Below are 15,672 nucleotides of genomic sequence, written 5' to 3'. Positions count from 1 at the left end.
CTGATCAAAGGCGCCACTCGGGCGCCTGCGGGCATGGCGGCCCGCTTATGGCTTCAGTTTCTTAAGCCTGTTCCCGAACGCAGCTTTCCCCGGCCCGCGCTCCGGCGACCTCCATCAGACCGGATATGAAACCCGTCTCCAGAGGCGTTTCGCCGAACCAGTTCAGGCGGTTGATGGTGACGTGGCCGCTGTCGATGGCCTCGTTATCGTCGCCAGGAGTCGTATGATGGCTGCGTCCGCGCGGCACCACGATGACCGTCTCGTCCCCCTCGGTCGAAACGACGTCAGCCAAGCGGCCGATCTTGTCCCGGCCGATCTTCGGCTGGAGGATCCCGGCCGGGAGCTCCGCCGGGAGATTGACGCACAGGTAATGCCCCTCGATGGCCCAGGTCGCACGGTTCTGCCAGAGGCCATGGATCAGCCCGGCCAGCCAGGGCAGATCCTTGTCAGTCGTCCGGGGATTCTTGACCCGCGAGAAGCCGATCGCCGGAACACCCCAAAAACTAGCCTCCCGCGCGATGCCGAGCGTGCCGGAATATGCGAGATCTTCCCCTACGTTACGGCCATCATTGATGCCGGAAAGCACCAGGTCGGGCCGCTTGTCGTCCTTGAAGAGCCAAGCCATGGCCGAGATGACACAATCGGCCGGAGTGCCGGAGCATGAATACCGCCGCTCCGAGAGCCTCTTCATCGTCAGGGGCCGGGCAATGGTCAGCGATGAGCTGCCGGCTGTCCGCTTTCCGTCGGGGGCAACGACCCACACATCATCGGAAAGGCTGCGAGCAACCTCGGTCAGGAAGGCAATGCCGGGAGCCTCGACGCCATCATCGTTGCAGACGAGAATCCTCATGTAATCTTTCCTTCACGAAGGGTAAGGCTCTGGCCTGTCCGGACATCCGTGCGAAGCGAGCAGATATGGCGACCGAGCTCCTCGAGCGTCGGAAGAGTGCAGGAATGACCGAGGGTCGGCGGCTCTCCGGCCTTCTGCCAGATCCCGACATTGCCCGACAGGGTCGGATGAGTCGGCATCCTGATCCAGGCGGCACGCCCCTTGCGATAGAGCACATCGCCCGGCGAGGAAGCCGGCAGGTGCCCGGTCAGGAGCACGGGATAGTCACTGGCATCGGCCAGAGGGATCAGTTTCGCCGATGGACCTGCCGTGCCCATGCCGTCATCGGCCAGGAGCGGGCATTCCGGCAGGGGCTCGCCGTCGTGCCAGTCGATGGCCGCGGCGAGCTTCTGCACCAGAGTGGCGATGATCTCAGGCTGCAGCGCCTCGCGGGCTTCGATTTGGCTGGCCAATGCCTGGCGCATGCTGGCATGAATCGCGAAGCGATCCGGCATGACGGCGAGCAGTTCAAGGGACCGGCCGAACAGGGGCGTCGGCAGTAGGCATCCCCCTGGGTGACCCGCGATCCAGGCAGCGATCTCGTCGCCCCGCGTCTCGCTCGAGACCGGATCGGCCCCGTAGGAGGCATCGAGGATCAGCAGATCGCAGGCCGGGATCGGGTCCATGACGAAGACCTTGCTGTCCGGCAGGACGTCAGCCGAATAGACAATCGTCTCATTTCCGTTTCCAACCGCAAACCATACGCCGCCGACCACATGCCCCGAGCGCCCCGTGCGGATGGTCAGGTCTCCGACGGTGAGTGTCTCGCCCGGCTTGAACAGCTGCACCCGGTCCCGAGGCAATGGAAACTGCTTCAACTGGCTCCGATCCGCATAGTGCGCGAGCGTCGCCGGAGCCTCCTCAAGGGTCTCCTCGGTCATGAAGATGGGGCCGCGGTAGCCTTCAGCCAGCAGCCACGAGAGAGCCCCGACATGATCCTCGTGCGCATGGGACAAGAGGAGCGCCTGGATGTCTCCAGCCCCGTCGATGGCCGGGTAATATTCTCGGCCGGAGGCGCCGACCTTGATCCCGACATCGAGCAGGACATGGCCGTCGTTGCCCCGGATCGCAACACTCGTCCGCCCCTTCTCGCCGAAGCCACCGTGCAGATCGACCTGCATCATGGGGCGGACCTCGGGATCACCCAGCCGGAGCGGATGCGAACCCGCGCCGCGACACCGGCCTCCAGGGTCACCGGATCCGCCTGCTCGATATGAAGGCTCAGATCGGGACGATCCGCGGGCGAAAGCTCCACCCGGGCGCGACCTCCCTGATAGACGACCCGCTTGATCTCAACCGGGATGCCATCCTCGCCGGGCCCGACAGCCTCGATCTCCGCGGACCGACAACACAGTTTGGCGTCCGCTCGCGGCTTCTCGTCGGGCCGGCAGCGGGCCACAATCTCGTGCCCCAGAACCCGAACACGGCAATGCCCGGCCTCAGCAGGCGTCAGCACGTCCGCCGGGAGCAGGATGCCCTGGGAGATGAATGAGGCGACCATTTCGTTTGCCGGCTCGCGATAGAGCTCGCGCGGAGGCGCAAGTTGGGCAAGCTTTCCGCGATCCATGACGGCGATGCGATCCGCAAGCGCCATGGCTTCGGCCTGGTCATGGGTGATGTACACGATGGTGGTGCCGGTCCGCTTATGGAAATCTGCGAACTCGTCTTCCATGGCGGCTCGCAGATGGACGTCCAGATTGGCGAGCGGCTCGTCGAACAGGACGAGGGATGGAGCGGCGACAAGGCAGCGGGCCAAGGCCACGCGCTGCCGCTGGCCGCCGGAAAGGTTGCTGGGGCGCCGGTCGCCATAGCCCGACAGGTTCACGAGCGCGAGCGCCTCCTGCACACGCCGATCGCGCTCGGCGCGCGGGACCTTCGCGACCCGCAGGCTGTAGCCCACATTCTCGGCAACGGTCATGTGCGGCCAGAGGGCATAGTTCTGGAACACGATGCCGACGCGGCGCTTCTCCGGCGGAAGGCTGCGCTCCGGCTCTGATACCGTCTCGCCGCCGATGACGATGCGCCCGCCCGTGACCTTCTCGAAGCCTGCCACCGTGCGCAGCAATGTCGTCTTGCCGCAGCCGGAGGGCCCAAGGACCGCAAGGAACTCCCCATCCGCGACATCGATGGACACGTTGGAGAGTGCGTCGAAGTCGCCGAAGCGCTTGCTGACTTGGTCGATCATCAATCCCGCCATGGGAGGACTCCGTTCGGCAGATGGGGGGCAAGCAGGTTGGATGCGAGCATCACCAGGAATGTCAGGACGACCGTGATCATCGAGATCGCCGCCGCGTAGCTCGAATCGCCACCCTGCTCGAACGAGAAGATGACAACGCCGATGGTTTCCGAACCGGAGGACCACAGGAGCGCCGAAACCGTCAGTTCACTAAGCGCCGTCATGAAGATCAGAAGACCTCCCGCGACTGCCACGGGTGCGACGAGCGGGAAGATGATCGTGCGCAGCCGCATGAAGAAGCCCGCGCCGGCGACTTGCGCGGCCTCCTCCAGGGAGCGGTCGATCTGGTGGAACCCGCTGACCGTCGGGCGCAGGGCCAGGACCATGAAGCGCGCGAGATACGCATACAGAATGATCCAGACGGTGTTGTAGATGTGAAGGTTGATCACCGGGATCGGCTTCAGGAACAGGAGCAGCGCCGCAATGGCCAGCACCACGCCCGGAAGCGCATAGGGAAGCTCGATCGTCAGGTTCAGGAACTTGGTCCACCACGACATGCGCCAGGCGATGAAATAGCCGAGCGGCACCGCGATGAGGACCGCGAATACGGCAGCTCCGACCGACAGGAGAGAGCTGTTGAAGAAAGCACTCTTGGCGCCCGCATGGTCGAACAGCACGAACGAGTAGTTGGACAGCGTTGCGGTCTTGGCCGACAGCGGAATGCCGTATCCGGGCACGATCGACGTCAGGAAGAGCCCGAGCAGCGGCAGCACCAGAATGATCACGACGACCGCCCACATGATCATTTCGGTGAGGATGCGATAGCGCCCGAGCTCGAAAGGTTCTGCTGGAAGCGACGTGGACGTGATCCGGTAATCTCGCCGGCGGCTGATGATGTCCTGCGCGACGATACCCGCCATGGCGATCAGACCGATCAGGACCGAAAGGAAGGCTACCTCGGCGAGAACGGAGGGCCCGGCACCTGCCAGACGCTGATAGATCAGGGTCGGCAACACGAGGTAATTGGCCGGAATGCCCAGGAAGGCCGGAATACCGAAGTTGCCGACGCATGAAACGAAAACCAGGGCCGAGGCTCCGATGATCGCAGGCGTCATCAGCGGAAGGATAACGGTCCTCAGGGTCGTCCAGCGGCTCGCACCACCAGCCAAAGCGGCTTCGATGAGTTCCCGAGGAAGCTTGCGCAACCCAGCGCGGACCATCAGGAAGACCAGGGGGCCGTATTGCACTCCGAGCAGGAGAATGATGCCCTCCGGCGAGTAGAGCGGGTTACGGCTGCCCAGAGGCGGGGCAATGCCGAGCAGCTTCAGGAGAGGGCTTGCGGGACCGAAGAGCTGCAACCAGGCAAGTGCCGTCACCTGAGGCGCAATCATCAAGGGCGTTACGTAGCAGAGCACGAATGCGCTGCGTCCGCGGACGTCCGTGAGCGATACGAGAATGGCGATGGTGGTTCCGAAGAACACCGCCAGAGCGGTGCCTCCGAAACCCACCACGAGGGAGTGCCAAGTCGCGGTCCAGGTCGCGGGATTGGCAAGACCGGCTTCGATGGCCGCAGTCGACAGCTTTCCGCCCGGCGCGATGATCTCCTGGATCAGGCGCAGCATGGGAAGGATCGACAGGACGACGACGATTGCAACGACGAAGCCAGTCAACATCCATTCCGAAGGAAGGCTTTTCTTCAGCGAAGCAGGCGCCGGAAGCTCGGGCGACGCCTGTACGCGACTGATCGATACGGCCATCGAATGTCTCTCCTTAGCCGCCGAAGAGATCGGAGAACTTCTTCTTGTCCTCCTCGGTCCTCTGGAGAACGGCCTTGATGTCGATCGGCATGATCTTGATCTTGGCGTCCTGCGGCAGCCAGGACGGGCGGCCCACATTCTCCTTCGCGGGCAGATAGCCCTGGCTCAGAGCCAGCTTCTGGCCCGCATCGGAGAGGATGAAGTCGATGAACTTCTTAGCCCCAGCCGGATTCTTGGCCGTCGACATGATCGCCACCGGCTCAGTAACTGCCGGCACGCCTTCCTCGGGGAACACGAACTCGATCGGCGAGCCCTTGGCCTTGGCATTGAGCGCCATGAAATCGACGAGGATTCCGTAAGGCTTCTCGCCGCTCGCAACCGACTTCAGGACTGCACCATTGCCGCGAACCGCCAGCGTATCGTTCGCCTTCAGCTTCTCGAAGTAGCCCCACCCGTATTCGGGCTTCGCGGCGAAGCCCGACAGCATGTAAGCGGCCGCGCCCGAATAGAGCGGGCTCGGCATGACGATCATTCCCTTATAGGATGAATCGGCAAGATCCTGCCAATGCTGCGGCTTCTTCGGCGCGCCGGTGTTGTAGGCAATGCCGGTCGTGATCAGCTTGCTGCCGAAATAGGTCTTGTCCGCATCGTAGGCCTCAGGCGAGAAACCGGTAGTGTTGGCCTCCTTGTAGGCGGCAAGCCTTCCGTCCTTCTTCAGCAGCTCCATGCTGACGGCATCGGCGATGAACAGCACGTCGGGCTGCGGAGCGCCGGCAGCGAATTCGGCCGCGAGCTTGCTGAGAATATCGCTGGTGCCGGAGCGGTAAACCTGAACGTCGATGCCCGGATTCGCCTTCCGGAACTCTTCGATGGTTTTCGAAGCATCGGCCTCAGGCTGCGATGTGTAGAGCATGATGGTCTCGGCCTGCGCCGCGGACGCGATCATGCTTGCGGCAAAGGCGAATGGGATCAGCTTCAATCCCATTGAAAAGCGACGGCTCATGAATTCCTCCTGTCTAAACGGAATCCGTCCACACCTAATGGTTGTGTCGGCCCGCAGTTCTTATAATTAGCAGTGTCACAGGGTGATGACATCGCCGACGATATTGTTCATTTGTTCAAAGTCAAGTACAAATGATCACGCCTGCCCCAGCGGCAGGCTTGACGCGCCCCATTCGTGACTGCATTCGCCGGGTTGTGCCGAGGGAACAGAAGAATGACGGTACTCAAGCACGATGCACCGGAGGCCACGCTGCCGCTCGTCTCCTCCGATCTGGCCGTGAAAACGGCCTGGCTCTACTACGTGGAAGGATTCACGCAGGAGCAGATCGCCGAGAAGCTCGGCGTGACGCGGATCAAGGTCATGCGCACACTGGCTGCATGTGCGGCCGAGGGCGTCGTAACGACGGCCATCAATGCCTCGACAGCCGAGCAGATTCGGCTCGAGCGGGAGTTGGAGAAGCGCTGGGGGCTGGCCGCAGCCGTGGTCGTCCCAACCCCCAGCAACGAGGCGAGCCTGGAAAAGTCCATCGGCCATGCGGTTGCCGCCTATGTGGGCGAGAGGATGCAGGATGGCGCGACCCTCGCGATCGGCGGCGGCGCGACACTCTACGCGAGCCTGGCCTTTCTACCGCGCCGGCAACTCCAGGATGCAACGGTGGTGGCGCTTGTCGGCAGCCTGCCGCACTCGCAGTGGATCAACCCTTCCATCGTTGCCGTGAAGGTCGCCGAAGCGCTAGGGGCAGACAGTTACCAGATCACCGCCCCGGTCATCGTGGACGAGCCGGATCTGCGAGATCGCCTCTGGGCCCAGCCGACATTGCAGGTCGTCCATGCCAAGGCAGAGGCTGCGGACATTGCGCTGCTCACCGTCGGCGACATTTCGGCGGAGGCGACCATCTTCAGGCATGGAATCGTGCCGGCCGACCTGATCCATCCGCTGAAACGGAAAGGCGCGGTCGCCAACATCCTCTGCCATTTCGTGACGGCCGACGGGCGCCTGGTGGATCACGAGATCAACCGGCGAATTATGGCGATCGAGCTTGAGGCGATCAGCCGAATCCCCAACGTAGTCCTGGCGGCAGGTGGGAAGAAAAAAGTCCAGGCTGTCCGTGCAGCCATGAAGGCCGTGTCCGTTCAGGTCCTGATCACCGACAGCGATACCGCGGCCTCGCTGCTCGACGAGCATTGATCAGGAACCGCAACCACAGATAAAGGCAGACAGTCTATAAAGACTTTAGAGGCGGAAGCGCTCAGACGAGCCCACGCTCTTCGAAAAAGTCGTCCAGACCGACATTGCGTGTCGACTCGAATTCGTCCACGGCATCACGCACGCGCTTCCGCTGCAGCACGAAGAAGGCCAGCACCTGCCCCATCTCCGAAGAGATGCCGAAGCGCTTCCATCTCTCGATGATATGCTCGGGCAGCTGGACGTCGCGGCAGAAGCTTTCGAGATCCGTATAGCCCAGATCCTGTGCAAGCATGTCCGCCTCCGCGGTGGAAAGCCGGGGCTCGACCGCGTGATCGACGAAACGCTGGGCTACCAGCCGCAGGTCGTTCGGGGACGGCAGGGTGCAGATCGCCTTCGCCAATACCTGCCTCAGGTCATTTGGACTGGATGCGTTCACCTGTCCCCTCCTTCGATGGATTAGGATCGAATTGCTACATAGTCGCGCGGCCAGAATATGCAACCGGATGCAGGACTGGCGCGAATGTTAGCCGATCGCTCCATGAAGAGCCATAGGGCGAGGGTGGTATAGGGGTGAAACGCCCAATGGCCAGAAAGGGGATGGCGGGCCTGAGGCTGTCCCCTTCCCCCTTAGCCGCCCGGGCAGGAGCATTGTCCTGCCCGGCTCAAGGTGCTGTCCTATGCGTGTTTAGCCGGAGGTGTCGGCTCTCCCAGGGAGAGCATCAGGCGGTTCGCCCAGTTGAAGAAGGCCGAACCGTTGATGACGTCCACGATTTCGAGGTCATCCAGGCCGGCGCTGCGCAAGTCCCGCACCTGCTCGCTGCTGAATTCCTGTGGTGTCTTCGTCAGCGCGACGGAGGCCGCAACAATGGCATTCCACCGGCTGTCGATGTCCGCTCCATCCCCTTCGTCGAGCAGGCGTTGAACATCGGCACCCCGCTTGGAATACTGGGTCGCGAACCGGGAATGGACGGACGCGCAGAAGATGCAGCCGTTCACACGTGAGGTCGCGGTCGCGGCAAGCTCCCTTTCCGCTCGGGGAAGACCGTTCTTTGTGTTGTAGAAGATGTCCTTGTCGGTCTTCGTCCTCGCCTGAAGGATGTCCGGATCACGGGCGAGCAGGAGGAAGTATGGCGACTTCGCGCGCGACGCATCGACGAGACCGGCCCAGTGCCGCTCGGTCAACTGGTCGGCCGGGAACGGCTCAAGCCACGGCAGCCAGCCCAACTCCTCCTGCGTGAACGCCACAGGCTCATGATTATCGGGGTATGACAGGGTTTGCTCGCTCATGAGAGTTCCTTTTCAGACGGTGCCGGAGGCGAGGAGGCCCGTGAAGGCGGGACCGCGATAGAGGTCAGCCGCATCATGCGCCGGTTCGGCCGCAAGGGCGCGCAGGCCCGCGACCACGCGGATCTGGAACGAGAGAAAGGCCACGAGCTGCGACAGGGTCACGATGTCCGTCGTCGACCACCCTGCATCGAGCAGCTTCTGCAGCGCCGCAGGGCTGGCGTCACGTGGGCGGAACACGAGCAGATGCGCGTGCTCCAGGGCGGCGCTCAGACGGGCTCCCAGGACCTTCTCGTATCCCGAGAGGACACGATAATCCGGACCGTCCCGATCCTCAGCGGCAAGCGGCCCTTTGGGATAGCGCCCATAGGGCCCTTTCACGGAGGCGCGTGCGATCTCGGCATCGATCAGTTCGGCCACATCCGGGCGCTCGAGCCTCAGAAGCGCCGCTCGGTAGAAATCGAGCACCACTTGCTGACGGTGAAGGCCTGCCACGAATGTCGCGACCGCATGGCGCTCCAGTGCCGTGACATTGCCAGGATACTCAGGCTCGAACAGAGCCAGATAGCTCTTCTGGGCATTCTCCCGCGCCTGAAGGCGCTGAGCCCTCAGGATATCGAGATGCGAACCCGGCTCAATGCCGGCCAGATGGTCGATGACGTCCGATAAGATCGTGCTCATGGCTTTCTCACTTTGGTATGGCGGCAGCTGGCAGTTCAGCGCACGAGAGCGACACGCTTCTCGGACCTGGGGGCCGCGCTCTGCCAGCCGAGCGCAGGTGCCACGTCGGTGGCGATCAGCTCGATGGAACGCAGAATGTCGGCATGGGGCGGATCAACCGAGTGCACCTGGAAGACGAGATCCGTCACGCGCGGCAGGGTCGTGTCCCGGCTGAGGCTTTCGATCACGTCCGCCGCCGTGCCCACATGCGTGTCGAGGGCCGCGAGAATGTCCGCGAGGGAATTTCCCGGGATGACGTGCCCCTTAGCGGCAAACCCGTCCACCACCCGGCGCAATCCCTTCTCGGCAAGGCGAAGCGCCTTCTCGCGATCATCCGCCACGAAGAGCGAGCGCGACGCGACGATGCGCGGCTCCGCTCCTTCGGGCAGCGCCTCGAGATAGGCATCGATGATGGGATGCTGGATCTCCGCAAGGCTGGCCTGGGGCGCCTCCTTCGGGCGAGGCTGAGTGCGGGACAGCATGAGGCCGTCCCCTGCCCGTCCGGCGCGCGCGCCGCCCCAGGTCGAGAAGGTCGCCTGCCAGACGCGTCCATTCAGATGAGGGGCCGACGGGTAGAGGGTATCGCCCCCTTCGAGCGGCTTGCCCGCCCAGGCGTCTCGCACAGTCGCGAGGTGCCGTTCGTAAATCTCAGAACGGTTTGCGCTGTCGAGGCCGAAAGCCGTGAAGGACGAGGGCGTGCCGCCTGTCCCGACGCCGATCTCGAGCCGCCCATCGGACAGGAGGTCAAGGACGGCCGCATCCTCGGCCACCCGGACAGGGTTTTCGAGCGGCAGGGTGATGATGCCCGTTCCGAGGCGAATCCGAGAAGTCCTGGCCGCAACCTGCGCCAGAAAGACGAACGGCGACGGCAGGCCTCCCTCAGCCTCGTGGAAGTGATGCTGCGCGACCCAGGCGGAGTCGAAGCCGTATCTCTCCGCATGAACGATCTGCTCAGTGGCGAGACGGTAGCGCTCCGCGGCGCTCCCTTCATCAAGGAGACGGGTGAAGAAGCCGAGCCGCTTCGGCCGTGAGGATGTCGTCATGAATCTGCTCCGATGAAAGCGGGTGAAACGTCACGCCGGTCGGCCTTGCGCCGGCCGGGAATGGCCGCGATGAGCTCGCGCGTGTAGGGGCTGCCGGGGCGCAGGAACACATCCTCCACGGTTCCGGCATCGACCTGGCGGCCGCCCTGGAGAACGGACACCGTGTCGGAGATCTGGCGGACCACGGCCAGATCATGGGAGATGAACAGGTAGGTCAGGCCGAGATCGCGCTGGAGTTCGTCGAGGAGCGCCAGAATCTGCGCCTGCACGGTCACATCGAGAGCCGAGACGGCCTCGTCCAGGACCAGCACCTTCGGCTCCAGCACGAGGGCACGCGCGATGGCTACGCGCTGCCGCTGCCCTCCCGACAGAGCCCGCGGCTTGCGAGACAGCACAGACAGCGGCAGGCCGACCCGCTCGACGATGGCCTGGACTTTTCTGGCTCGCTCCTCCCTCGGCACAGAACCGAAATTGAGGAGAGGCTCCTCGACGATCCGGAAGATGGTCTGGAGCGGATCAAGCGACGCGAAGGGGTTCTGATAGACGAGCTGGATCGACCGGCGGAATTGGCGGAGGGCCTCGCCGCGCAGGGATGTGATGTCGATCCCGTCGACCAGGATCCGCCCGGATGTGGGTTTCTGGAAGCCGACGATGCTGCGCGCCGTCGTCGTTTTGCCGGAACCGGACTCACCCACGATGGCGTGGGTCGTTCCACGTTCGACCTTGAACGAGACGCCGTCGACCGCCCTGAAGGTCTTCCGCGGCCCGTGATCGACGGGGAAATCCTGAACGAGGTTCTCGACAATGACGACAGGGTCGCCGTCGCTCCTCCGAAAACCTGCCGTTCGAGGAAATGTCTGAGCCTTCGCCAATGACGGAGCATCGGCCAGGAGCTTTCGCGTATACTCGCTGCGGGGCGCGGCCAGGATCGCGTCCGTCGGCCCCTGCTCCTGAATGCGCCCGCCCTTCAGGACGACGAGACGGTCGGCCCTGTCGGCCGCCACGCCCAGATCGTGCGTTACGAGCAGCACCGCGGTGCCGAATTCCTCACGAAGCCCGTCGATGAGATCGAGGATGCGCTTCTGTACGGTGACGTCGAGGGCGCTGGTGGGCTCGTCCGCAATGATCAGGGCCGGCCGCAGGGCAATCGCGATGGCGATCAGCACGCGCTGGCGCATGCCGCCCGAGAGCTCATGAGGGTATTGCCGGGCCCGCAGCTCCGGCTGCGAAAGGCCAACGCGGGCCAGGAGATCGATGACGTGTTTCTCGACCTCGCCCCGGCTGCCCTGCCGGTGGATGCGGAACACTTCGGCGATCTGCGCACCGATGGTCTTGACAGGGTTCAGCGAACTCGTTGGATCCTGCGGGATCAGGCTGATCCTGCGGCCGCGAACGGTGTCGAGACGCGTCTGCGACCAGCCCGCGATGTCGGTGCCGTTGAGCCTGATCGCTCCGGAATCGACGCGTCCGTTCTCGGCCAGGAGACCGATGACGGCCTGCGCGGTCGTGGTCTTGCCGGAACCCGATTCCCCGACGAGGGCGACGATCTCGCCCGGTCTTACCTGGAGCGAGACACCGTGCACCACAGGCTGGAACCCGGTATCGCCCCGATAGGAAACCGCGAGATCGGCGATCTCGAGAACCGGCACGTCCCGGGCACCGGGCACGGCCGGGACGAGGGCTTGCTTTGCGCTCATGCTCCGGCCTTTCCGAAGGACCGGCTGATGCGGTTCGCGGACAGCACGACGAGGATCACGACAAGGCCCGGAGCGGTCGTCAGCCACCATGCGCGCGCGATGTAGTTCCGCCCCTCGGCAATCAGCAGGCCCCATTCGGGCGTGGGCGGAGGCGCGCCGTAGCCCAGGAAGCCCAGGGTCGAGATGGCCAGGATGGCCGATCCGAACTGCAGGGCAGCGAGTGCGATGACGGAGGTCAGGGAGTTCGGAAGGATGTGGCGCAGCAGCACGCGGAGAAACGTTCCGCCGCTGCCGAAGGCGGCCTCCACATAGTCGCTGGCGCGCACCCGCACGACTTCCGAGCGGGCGAGCCGCGCGAAGCTGGCGATGGAGGTCACGCCCACCGCGATGGCGGCATTGACGGTGCCGAAACCGAGCAGGATGACGATGCTCAGCGACAGAAGGAGCTGCGGGATCGAGAGCAGGACATCGACGCCCCGCATGACGACGCTCTCCACCTTGCCTCGGGCCGAACCCGCGACAAGGCCGAGCGCAGTGCCGACCAGAAGGCCGACACCGACAGCGACGATGGCTCCCGAGAGCGACTGGCTGGTGCCGTAGATGATGCGGGCGAGAAGGTCGCGACCCAGGGCATCCGTGCCGAGCCAATGGTCTGCACTGGGCGCGCGAAGCTGCTGCCGGGCGACCCCGACTGTCCCGCTGTAGCTCGTGAACCAATGAGGAAGGAGCCCCCACAGGACGACAATGGCGATCACGGACCATGCGAGCACGAGGCCGGGCTTGATGCCGCGGAGGCTTGCAAGCCATTGCAGGCCTGACAGGTTGCCGACATGGCCAGCCGCGAAGACCCGGGAAGAACCCTCCAGCACACCTGCATCGTTCTGCAGCAGGCTTCGCCCTGTGGTGTTCATGCTGGTCATGCAGCAGCCCTTTCTCTGATGCGCAGACGCGGATCGAAAACCGGATAGAGGAGATCCACGGCCAAATTGATGAGTACGAAAGCCACCGCCGAGAACACGACGAGCGCCTGAAGGACGGCGATGTCCTGGCTGCCCACGGCGCGCTGCGTGAGTCCGCCGATGCCGTTCAGGCCGAAGACGGCTTCCGTGACGACGGCGCCGGCCAAAAGCTCTCCGAACAGGATGCCGCCGATGGTCAGGGTCGGAAGGATGGCGTTCTTCGCCACATGCTTCCACAAAACCCAGCTGCGCGAGGCGCCCTTCGCGCGGGCGACCGCGATGAAGGGCTCGGTCATGACCTCGTCGATGTTGCGGATCAGGATCTGGGCGAGAGGCGCCGAGATCGGCACTGCGAGAGTCAGCACGGGAAGGATGAGGGCCTCCCATGGGCCCGGATTGATGACCGGGATCAGCCTGAGCTGGAACGAGAAGACCTGGATCAGCAGGATCCCGAGCCAGAACACCGGCGTGGACACGAACAGGGATGGCACGGATTGGATCAGGGAGCGCAGCCACGCAAACGGGGCGAGGGTCGAGAGGACGGCTATCGAGACGGCGAGGATCGTCGCGAGCAGAAAGCCGAGCGTCGCCAGCCACAGGCTCGGCGGCAGCTTGGCGAGCAGAAGGTCGCCCACAGGCACGCCGGCCTGCACGGAATAGCCGAACTCACCGGACAGGAAATTGACGATGCTGTGCAGATATTGGGACAGGAGCGGCACATCCGCCCCATAGGAGGCGCGGATCTCCGCAATCTGCTCCGGGCCCAGCCCCAACTCCGGATTCAGGAACTTGATGAGGATGGCATCGCCGGGCAATGCCTGGAGAAGGACAAAGGACACCGTGAAGGCTGCCCAGAGCACGAGCAGAGCCTGTCCGACACGTCCGATCACATAGCGCGACATGAGAGATCCTGCCTGAGAGCGTGGGGGCCGGCTTTAGAGGCCGGCCCAGGCAACGATTAGTGACGCGGCGCGAGCCAGGTGCCGTAGAAACTGGGACGTCCGACGGCCTCGAACGACAGGCCTTTCACGTAAGGGGCGGCCGCAAAGGCCTGCGGCTCCTCGAAGATCGGAATGGCGTAGGCCTGATCGACGACATAGGCCTGCACATCACCCGCAATGGCGAGGCGTTTTGCGCGATCCGGCTCGGACGCCAGGTTGTCGAGGAGCGTGTTCAGCTTCTCGTCCAGGAAGGTCTGGACCTTGTCGCTGTTGCCGCCTTTCTGCAGCAGCACGTTCCGGTTCGTCGGATAATACTGGCTCTTAATCACGTCGGGATCGGCACGGCCGACCATGGCGGGGGACACGGGCGCCTTTGCAGGATCGAGATTGTTCACCGTCGCGCTGCCTGAATCGGCCGTGAGAACATTCAGCTTCACGCCGATCTTGCCCCATTGCTGGGAGACCAGCTGCAGCGTCTCCTTGTTCTGCGGCTGCGGCAGGGATTCATAGGCCGTCAGCTCCAGGACCTGACCGTCCTTCTGACGAAGGCCGTTCGTGCCCTCTTTCCAGCCTGCCTCGTCGAGCAGCGCCTTGGCCTTCTCGAGATCATAGGAAAGCCTGGACGACAGGTCGACATAGCCGAGGGCCGTCTTGGCGATGATGGACGTGGCCTTCGGGTAGTTGGCAGAGAACAGGGTCGAGACGATCTCGTCCGCATTGGTCGCGTGCAGCAAGGCGCGGCGTACGCGGATATCGGCAACGAGTGGATTGTCGGGGCGGAACACGACGCTGTTGTTCACGCCCCGTGTGGAAGGCGCGTAGATGAGATACCCTTCGTCCTCGACCTGCTTTTCGTCATAGGCCTGGACCTGGCGAATGACGTCGGCCTGCCCGGCCAGCAGCGCGCCGATGCGCACGCTGTCCTCGGGCGTGATGATGTACTTGATGGTGTCGAGATAAGCCCGGCCCTGCTGCGCGAGCTTGGCCGGTCCCCAATTGTAGTCGGTCCGCGCATTAAGCGTGAGTTCCCGCCCTAACGTTTCAGCCGCCACCACGAAGGGTCCGGAGCCGATGATCTTCGTGGCATCGCCAAGGGCCTCATAGGGCAGCGCAAGCGTCGCGAGCGAGACGAGACCGGAGCCGATCACGGACGTTCCCTGCAGGAAGCCGGGCGACGGTTTCTTGAAGTAGAATTTGACGGTTTGCGGATCGATCACCTCGCTGCGGTCGTAATTGTTGATCACTTCCGAGATCGGAAGCTTCAGGTCCTTGCTGCCGCGCCCGTAAACGTCGTAATTTTTCGCCACGGCAGCGGCATCGAGCGGCGTTCCGTCCGAGAACGTAACGCCCTTGCGGATCTTGAACGTGTACTCGGTCGCATCGGCATTGACCGTCCATGATTCTGCGATCCAGGGCTCGATTTCGAGAGTCTCGGGATTCTGGTAGGTCAGCTTGTCGGTGATCTGGTTGAGGATGCCGCCATTCGGATAAAAGCCGCCGGCAGGCGGATAGAGATTCGTATGAGGCTGCTGCTCCAGATAAACCAGCGTGCCGCCCTTGACCGGCGTCTCACTTGCGCCGGCGGCCTTCGTGACGCTGCCCCATGTCAACGAACCCGTCAGGAAGACGGCACCTGCGGCGGCAGCGAGGACAGGCCTGTTTTTGAAGCGATTGGTGAGCGACACGATCATTCCCCTGCGTGCTTGGCTGGATCGCCGAAAGACCGGAGAATTATCCCGAGAGACGCCCCAAACGGCAACGGGAACGTTCTTTTTTTAGAACGAACCGTCCGAGTAAATCCTTCTCTTCAGGGCTGCTCCGAGAGATGAAATGTTCGTTGCATCAAAATTCGTCGAATCCGCAGATGAATCAAGAGAGAAAGCGGTGCAGCCGGACCCGTTTCCGTTCTTTACATAGAACAGTCCTGGAGCCTGTCAGAGGCTCTCAGGGAGAACTGGTTCTGCCCGAGGCATGGTCGGCCACGATTGACGTACCCATTGGTCAAGGTAGAATAA

The 15,672-nt window shown here is 63.5% G+C and carries 14 protein-coding genes; 1 reads left to right on the top strand and 13 read right to left on the bottom strand.

The genetic code is table 11. The annotated features are described in order from the left end of the window. Positions 1-61: 61 nt before the first annotated feature. From C4E04_RS07030 to C4E04_RS07010, 5 genes are all read right to left on the bottom strand, one after another. Positions 62-850, bottom strand: coding sequence for a 5'/3'-nucleotidase SurE (locus C4E04_RS07030; RefSeq protein WP_109596175.1), 789 nt, complete (start codon positions 848-850; stop codon positions 62-64). Then, positions 847-2,013, bottom strand: a complete 1,167-nt coding sequence (locus tag C4E04_RS07025; RefSeq protein ID WP_371682039.1) for an MBL fold metallo-hydrolase — start codon at positions 2,011-2,013, stop codon at positions 847-849. The genes C4E04_RS07030 and C4E04_RS07025 overlap by 4 nt, the downstream gene beginning before the upstream one ends. After that, positions 2,010-3,086, bottom strand: coding sequence for an ABC transporter ATP-binding protein (locus C4E04_RS07020; RefSeq protein WP_109596173.1), 1,077 nt, complete (start codon positions 3,084-3,086; stop codon positions 2,010-2,012). The genes C4E04_RS07025 and C4E04_RS07020 overlap by 4 nt, the downstream gene beginning before the upstream one ends. Further along, a complete protein-coding gene (locus C4E04_RS07015; protein WP_109600886.1) occupies positions 3,074-4,738 on the bottom strand; it encodes an iron ABC transporter permease in 1,665 nt (554 codons plus the stop codon). The genes C4E04_RS07020 and C4E04_RS07015 overlap by 13 nt, the downstream gene beginning before the upstream one ends. Positions 4,739-4,835: 97 nt before the next feature. Beyond that, positions 4,836-5,807, bottom strand: a complete 972-nt coding sequence (locus C4E04_RS07010) for an ABC transporter substrate-binding protein (protein ID WP_109596171.1) — start codon at positions 5,805-5,807, stop codon at positions 4,836-4,838. A gap of 231 nt (positions 5,808-6,038) precedes the next feature. On the opposite strand from C4E04_RS07010, the gene C4E04_RS07005 reads away from it, so the two are divergent. After that, positions 6,039-7,013, top strand: a complete 975-nt coding sequence (locus C4E04_RS07005; protein ID WP_109596169.1) for a sugar-binding transcriptional regulator — start codon at positions 6,039-6,041, stop codon at positions 7,011-7,013. Between the two features lie 61 nt (positions 7,014-7,074). Here C4E04_RS07005 and C4E04_RS07000 read toward each other — a convergent pair whose 3' ends face one another. The 8 genes from C4E04_RS07000 to C4E04_RS06965 form a co-directional block, all read right to left on the bottom strand. Further along, positions 7,075-7,449 (bottom strand): hypothetical protein, encoded by a 375-nt coding sequence (locus C4E04_RS07000; protein WP_109596167.1) that lies wholly within the window; start codon positions 7,447-7,449, stop codon positions 7,075-7,077. Between the two features lie 239 nt (positions 7,450-7,688). Beyond that, positions 7,689-8,300, bottom strand: a complete 612-nt coding sequence (locus tag C4E04_RS06995; protein WP_109596165.1) for an alkylhydroperoxidase domain protein — start codon at positions 8,298-8,300, stop codon at positions 7,689-7,691. 12 nt (positions 8,301-8,312) lie between these two features. After that, a complete protein-coding gene (locus tag C4E04_RS06990) occupies positions 8,313-8,978 on the bottom strand; it encodes a CMD domain protein (RefSeq protein WP_109596162.1) in 666 nt (221 codons plus the stop codon). 35 nt (positions 8,979-9,013) lie between these two features. Further along, a complete protein-coding gene (locus C4E04_RS06985) occupies positions 9,014-10,060 on the bottom strand; it encodes a putative FMN-dependent luciferase-like monooxygenase (protein ID WP_109596160.1) in 1,047 nt (348 codons plus the stop codon). After that, positions 10,057-11,757 carry an ABC transporter ATP-binding protein gene (locus C4E04_RS06980; protein WP_109596158.1) on the bottom strand — a complete coding sequence of 567 codons (1,701 nt, stop codon included), beginning with the start codon at positions 11,755-11,757 and terminating at the stop codon, positions 10,057-10,059. Before C4E04_RS06980 ends, C4E04_RS06985 begins: the two co-directional genes overlap by 4 nt. Beyond that, on the bottom strand, positions 11,754-12,677 hold the full coding sequence (locus C4E04_RS06975; RefSeq protein ID WP_210204602.1) for an ABC transporter permease: 924 nt from the start codon (positions 12,675-12,677) through the stop codon (positions 11,754-11,756). Before C4E04_RS06975 ends, C4E04_RS06980 begins: the two co-directional genes overlap by 4 nt. Next, the gene (locus C4E04_RS06970) at positions 12,674-13,618 is read right to left on the bottom strand and encodes an ABC transporter permease (RefSeq protein ID WP_109596156.1); all 945 of its coding nucleotides are present in this window, start codon (positions 13,616-13,618) and stop codon (positions 12,674-12,676) included. The genes C4E04_RS06975 and C4E04_RS06970 overlap by 4 nt, the downstream gene beginning before the upstream one ends. Positions 13,619-13,674: 56 nt before the next feature. Beyond that, complete coding sequence (locus C4E04_RS06965) at positions 13,675-15,279, bottom strand: TIGR04028 family ABC transporter substrate-binding protein (protein ID WP_245416300.1); 1,605 nt, start codon at positions 15,277-15,279, stop codon at positions 13,675-13,677. Between the last annotated feature and the right edge of the window lie 393 nt (positions 15,280-15,672).

The sequence above is a fragment of the Microvirga sp. 17 mud 1-3 genome (assembly GCF_003151255.1).
Taxonomy (GTDB): Bacteria; Pseudomonadota; Alphaproteobacteria; order Rhizobiales; family Beijerinckiaceae; genus Microvirga.
The sequence above is the reverse complement of the archived record's forward strand: the minus strand, read 5'-3'. Positions and strand labels throughout refer to the sequence as shown.

What these genes read in the sequence shown, in the direction of transcription:
- C4E04_RS07030 (WP_109596175.1), bottom strand. Translation starts at nt 850, where the DNA reads ATGAGGATTCTCGTCTGCAACGATGATGGCGTCGAGGCTCCCGGCATT.
- C4E04_RS07025 (WP_371682039.1), bottom strand. Translation starts at nt 2,013, where the DNA reads ATGATGCAGGTCGATCTGCACGGTGGCTTCGGCGAGAAGGGGCGGACG.
- C4E04_RS07020 (WP_109596173.1), bottom strand. Translation starts at nt 3,086, where the DNA reads ATGGCGGGATTGATGATCGACCAAGTCAGCAAGCGCTTCGGCGACTTC.
- C4E04_RS07015 (WP_109600886.1), bottom strand. Translation starts at nt 4,738, where the DNA reads ATGTTGACTGGCTTCGTCGTTGCAATCGTCGTCGTCCTGTCGATCCTT.
- C4E04_RS07010 (WP_109596171.1), bottom strand. Translation starts at nt 5,807, where the DNA reads ATGGGATTGAAGCTGATCCCATTCGCCTTTGCCGCAAGCATGATCGCG.
- C4E04_RS07005 (WP_109596169.1), top strand. Translation starts at nt 6,039, where the DNA reads ATGACGGTACTCAAGCACGATGCACCGGAGGCCACGCTGCCGCTCGTC.
- C4E04_RS06995 (WP_109596165.1), bottom strand. Translation starts at nt 8,300, where the DNA reads ATGAGCGAGCAAACCCTGTCATACCCCGATAATCATGAGCCTGTGGCG.
- C4E04_RS06990 (WP_109596162.1), bottom strand. Translation starts at nt 8,978, where the DNA reads ATGAGCACGATCTTATCGGACGTCATCGACCATCTGGCCGGCATTGAG.
- C4E04_RS06985 (WP_109596160.1), bottom strand. Translation starts at nt 10,060, where the DNA reads ATGACGACATCCTCACGGCCGAAGCGGCTCGGCTTCTTCACCCGTCTC.
- C4E04_RS06980 (WP_109596158.1), bottom strand. Translation starts at nt 11,757, where the DNA reads ATGAGCGCAAAGCAAGCCCTCGTCCCGGCCGTGCCCGGTGCCCGGGAC.
- C4E04_RS06975 (WP_210204602.1), bottom strand. Translation starts at nt 12,677, where the DNA reads ATGACCAGCATGAACACCACAGGGCGAAGCCTGCTGCAGAACGATGCA.
- C4E04_RS06970 (WP_109596156.1), bottom strand. Translation starts at nt 13,618, where the DNA reads ATGTCGCGCTATGTGATCGGACGTGTCGGACAGGCTCTGCTCGTGCTC.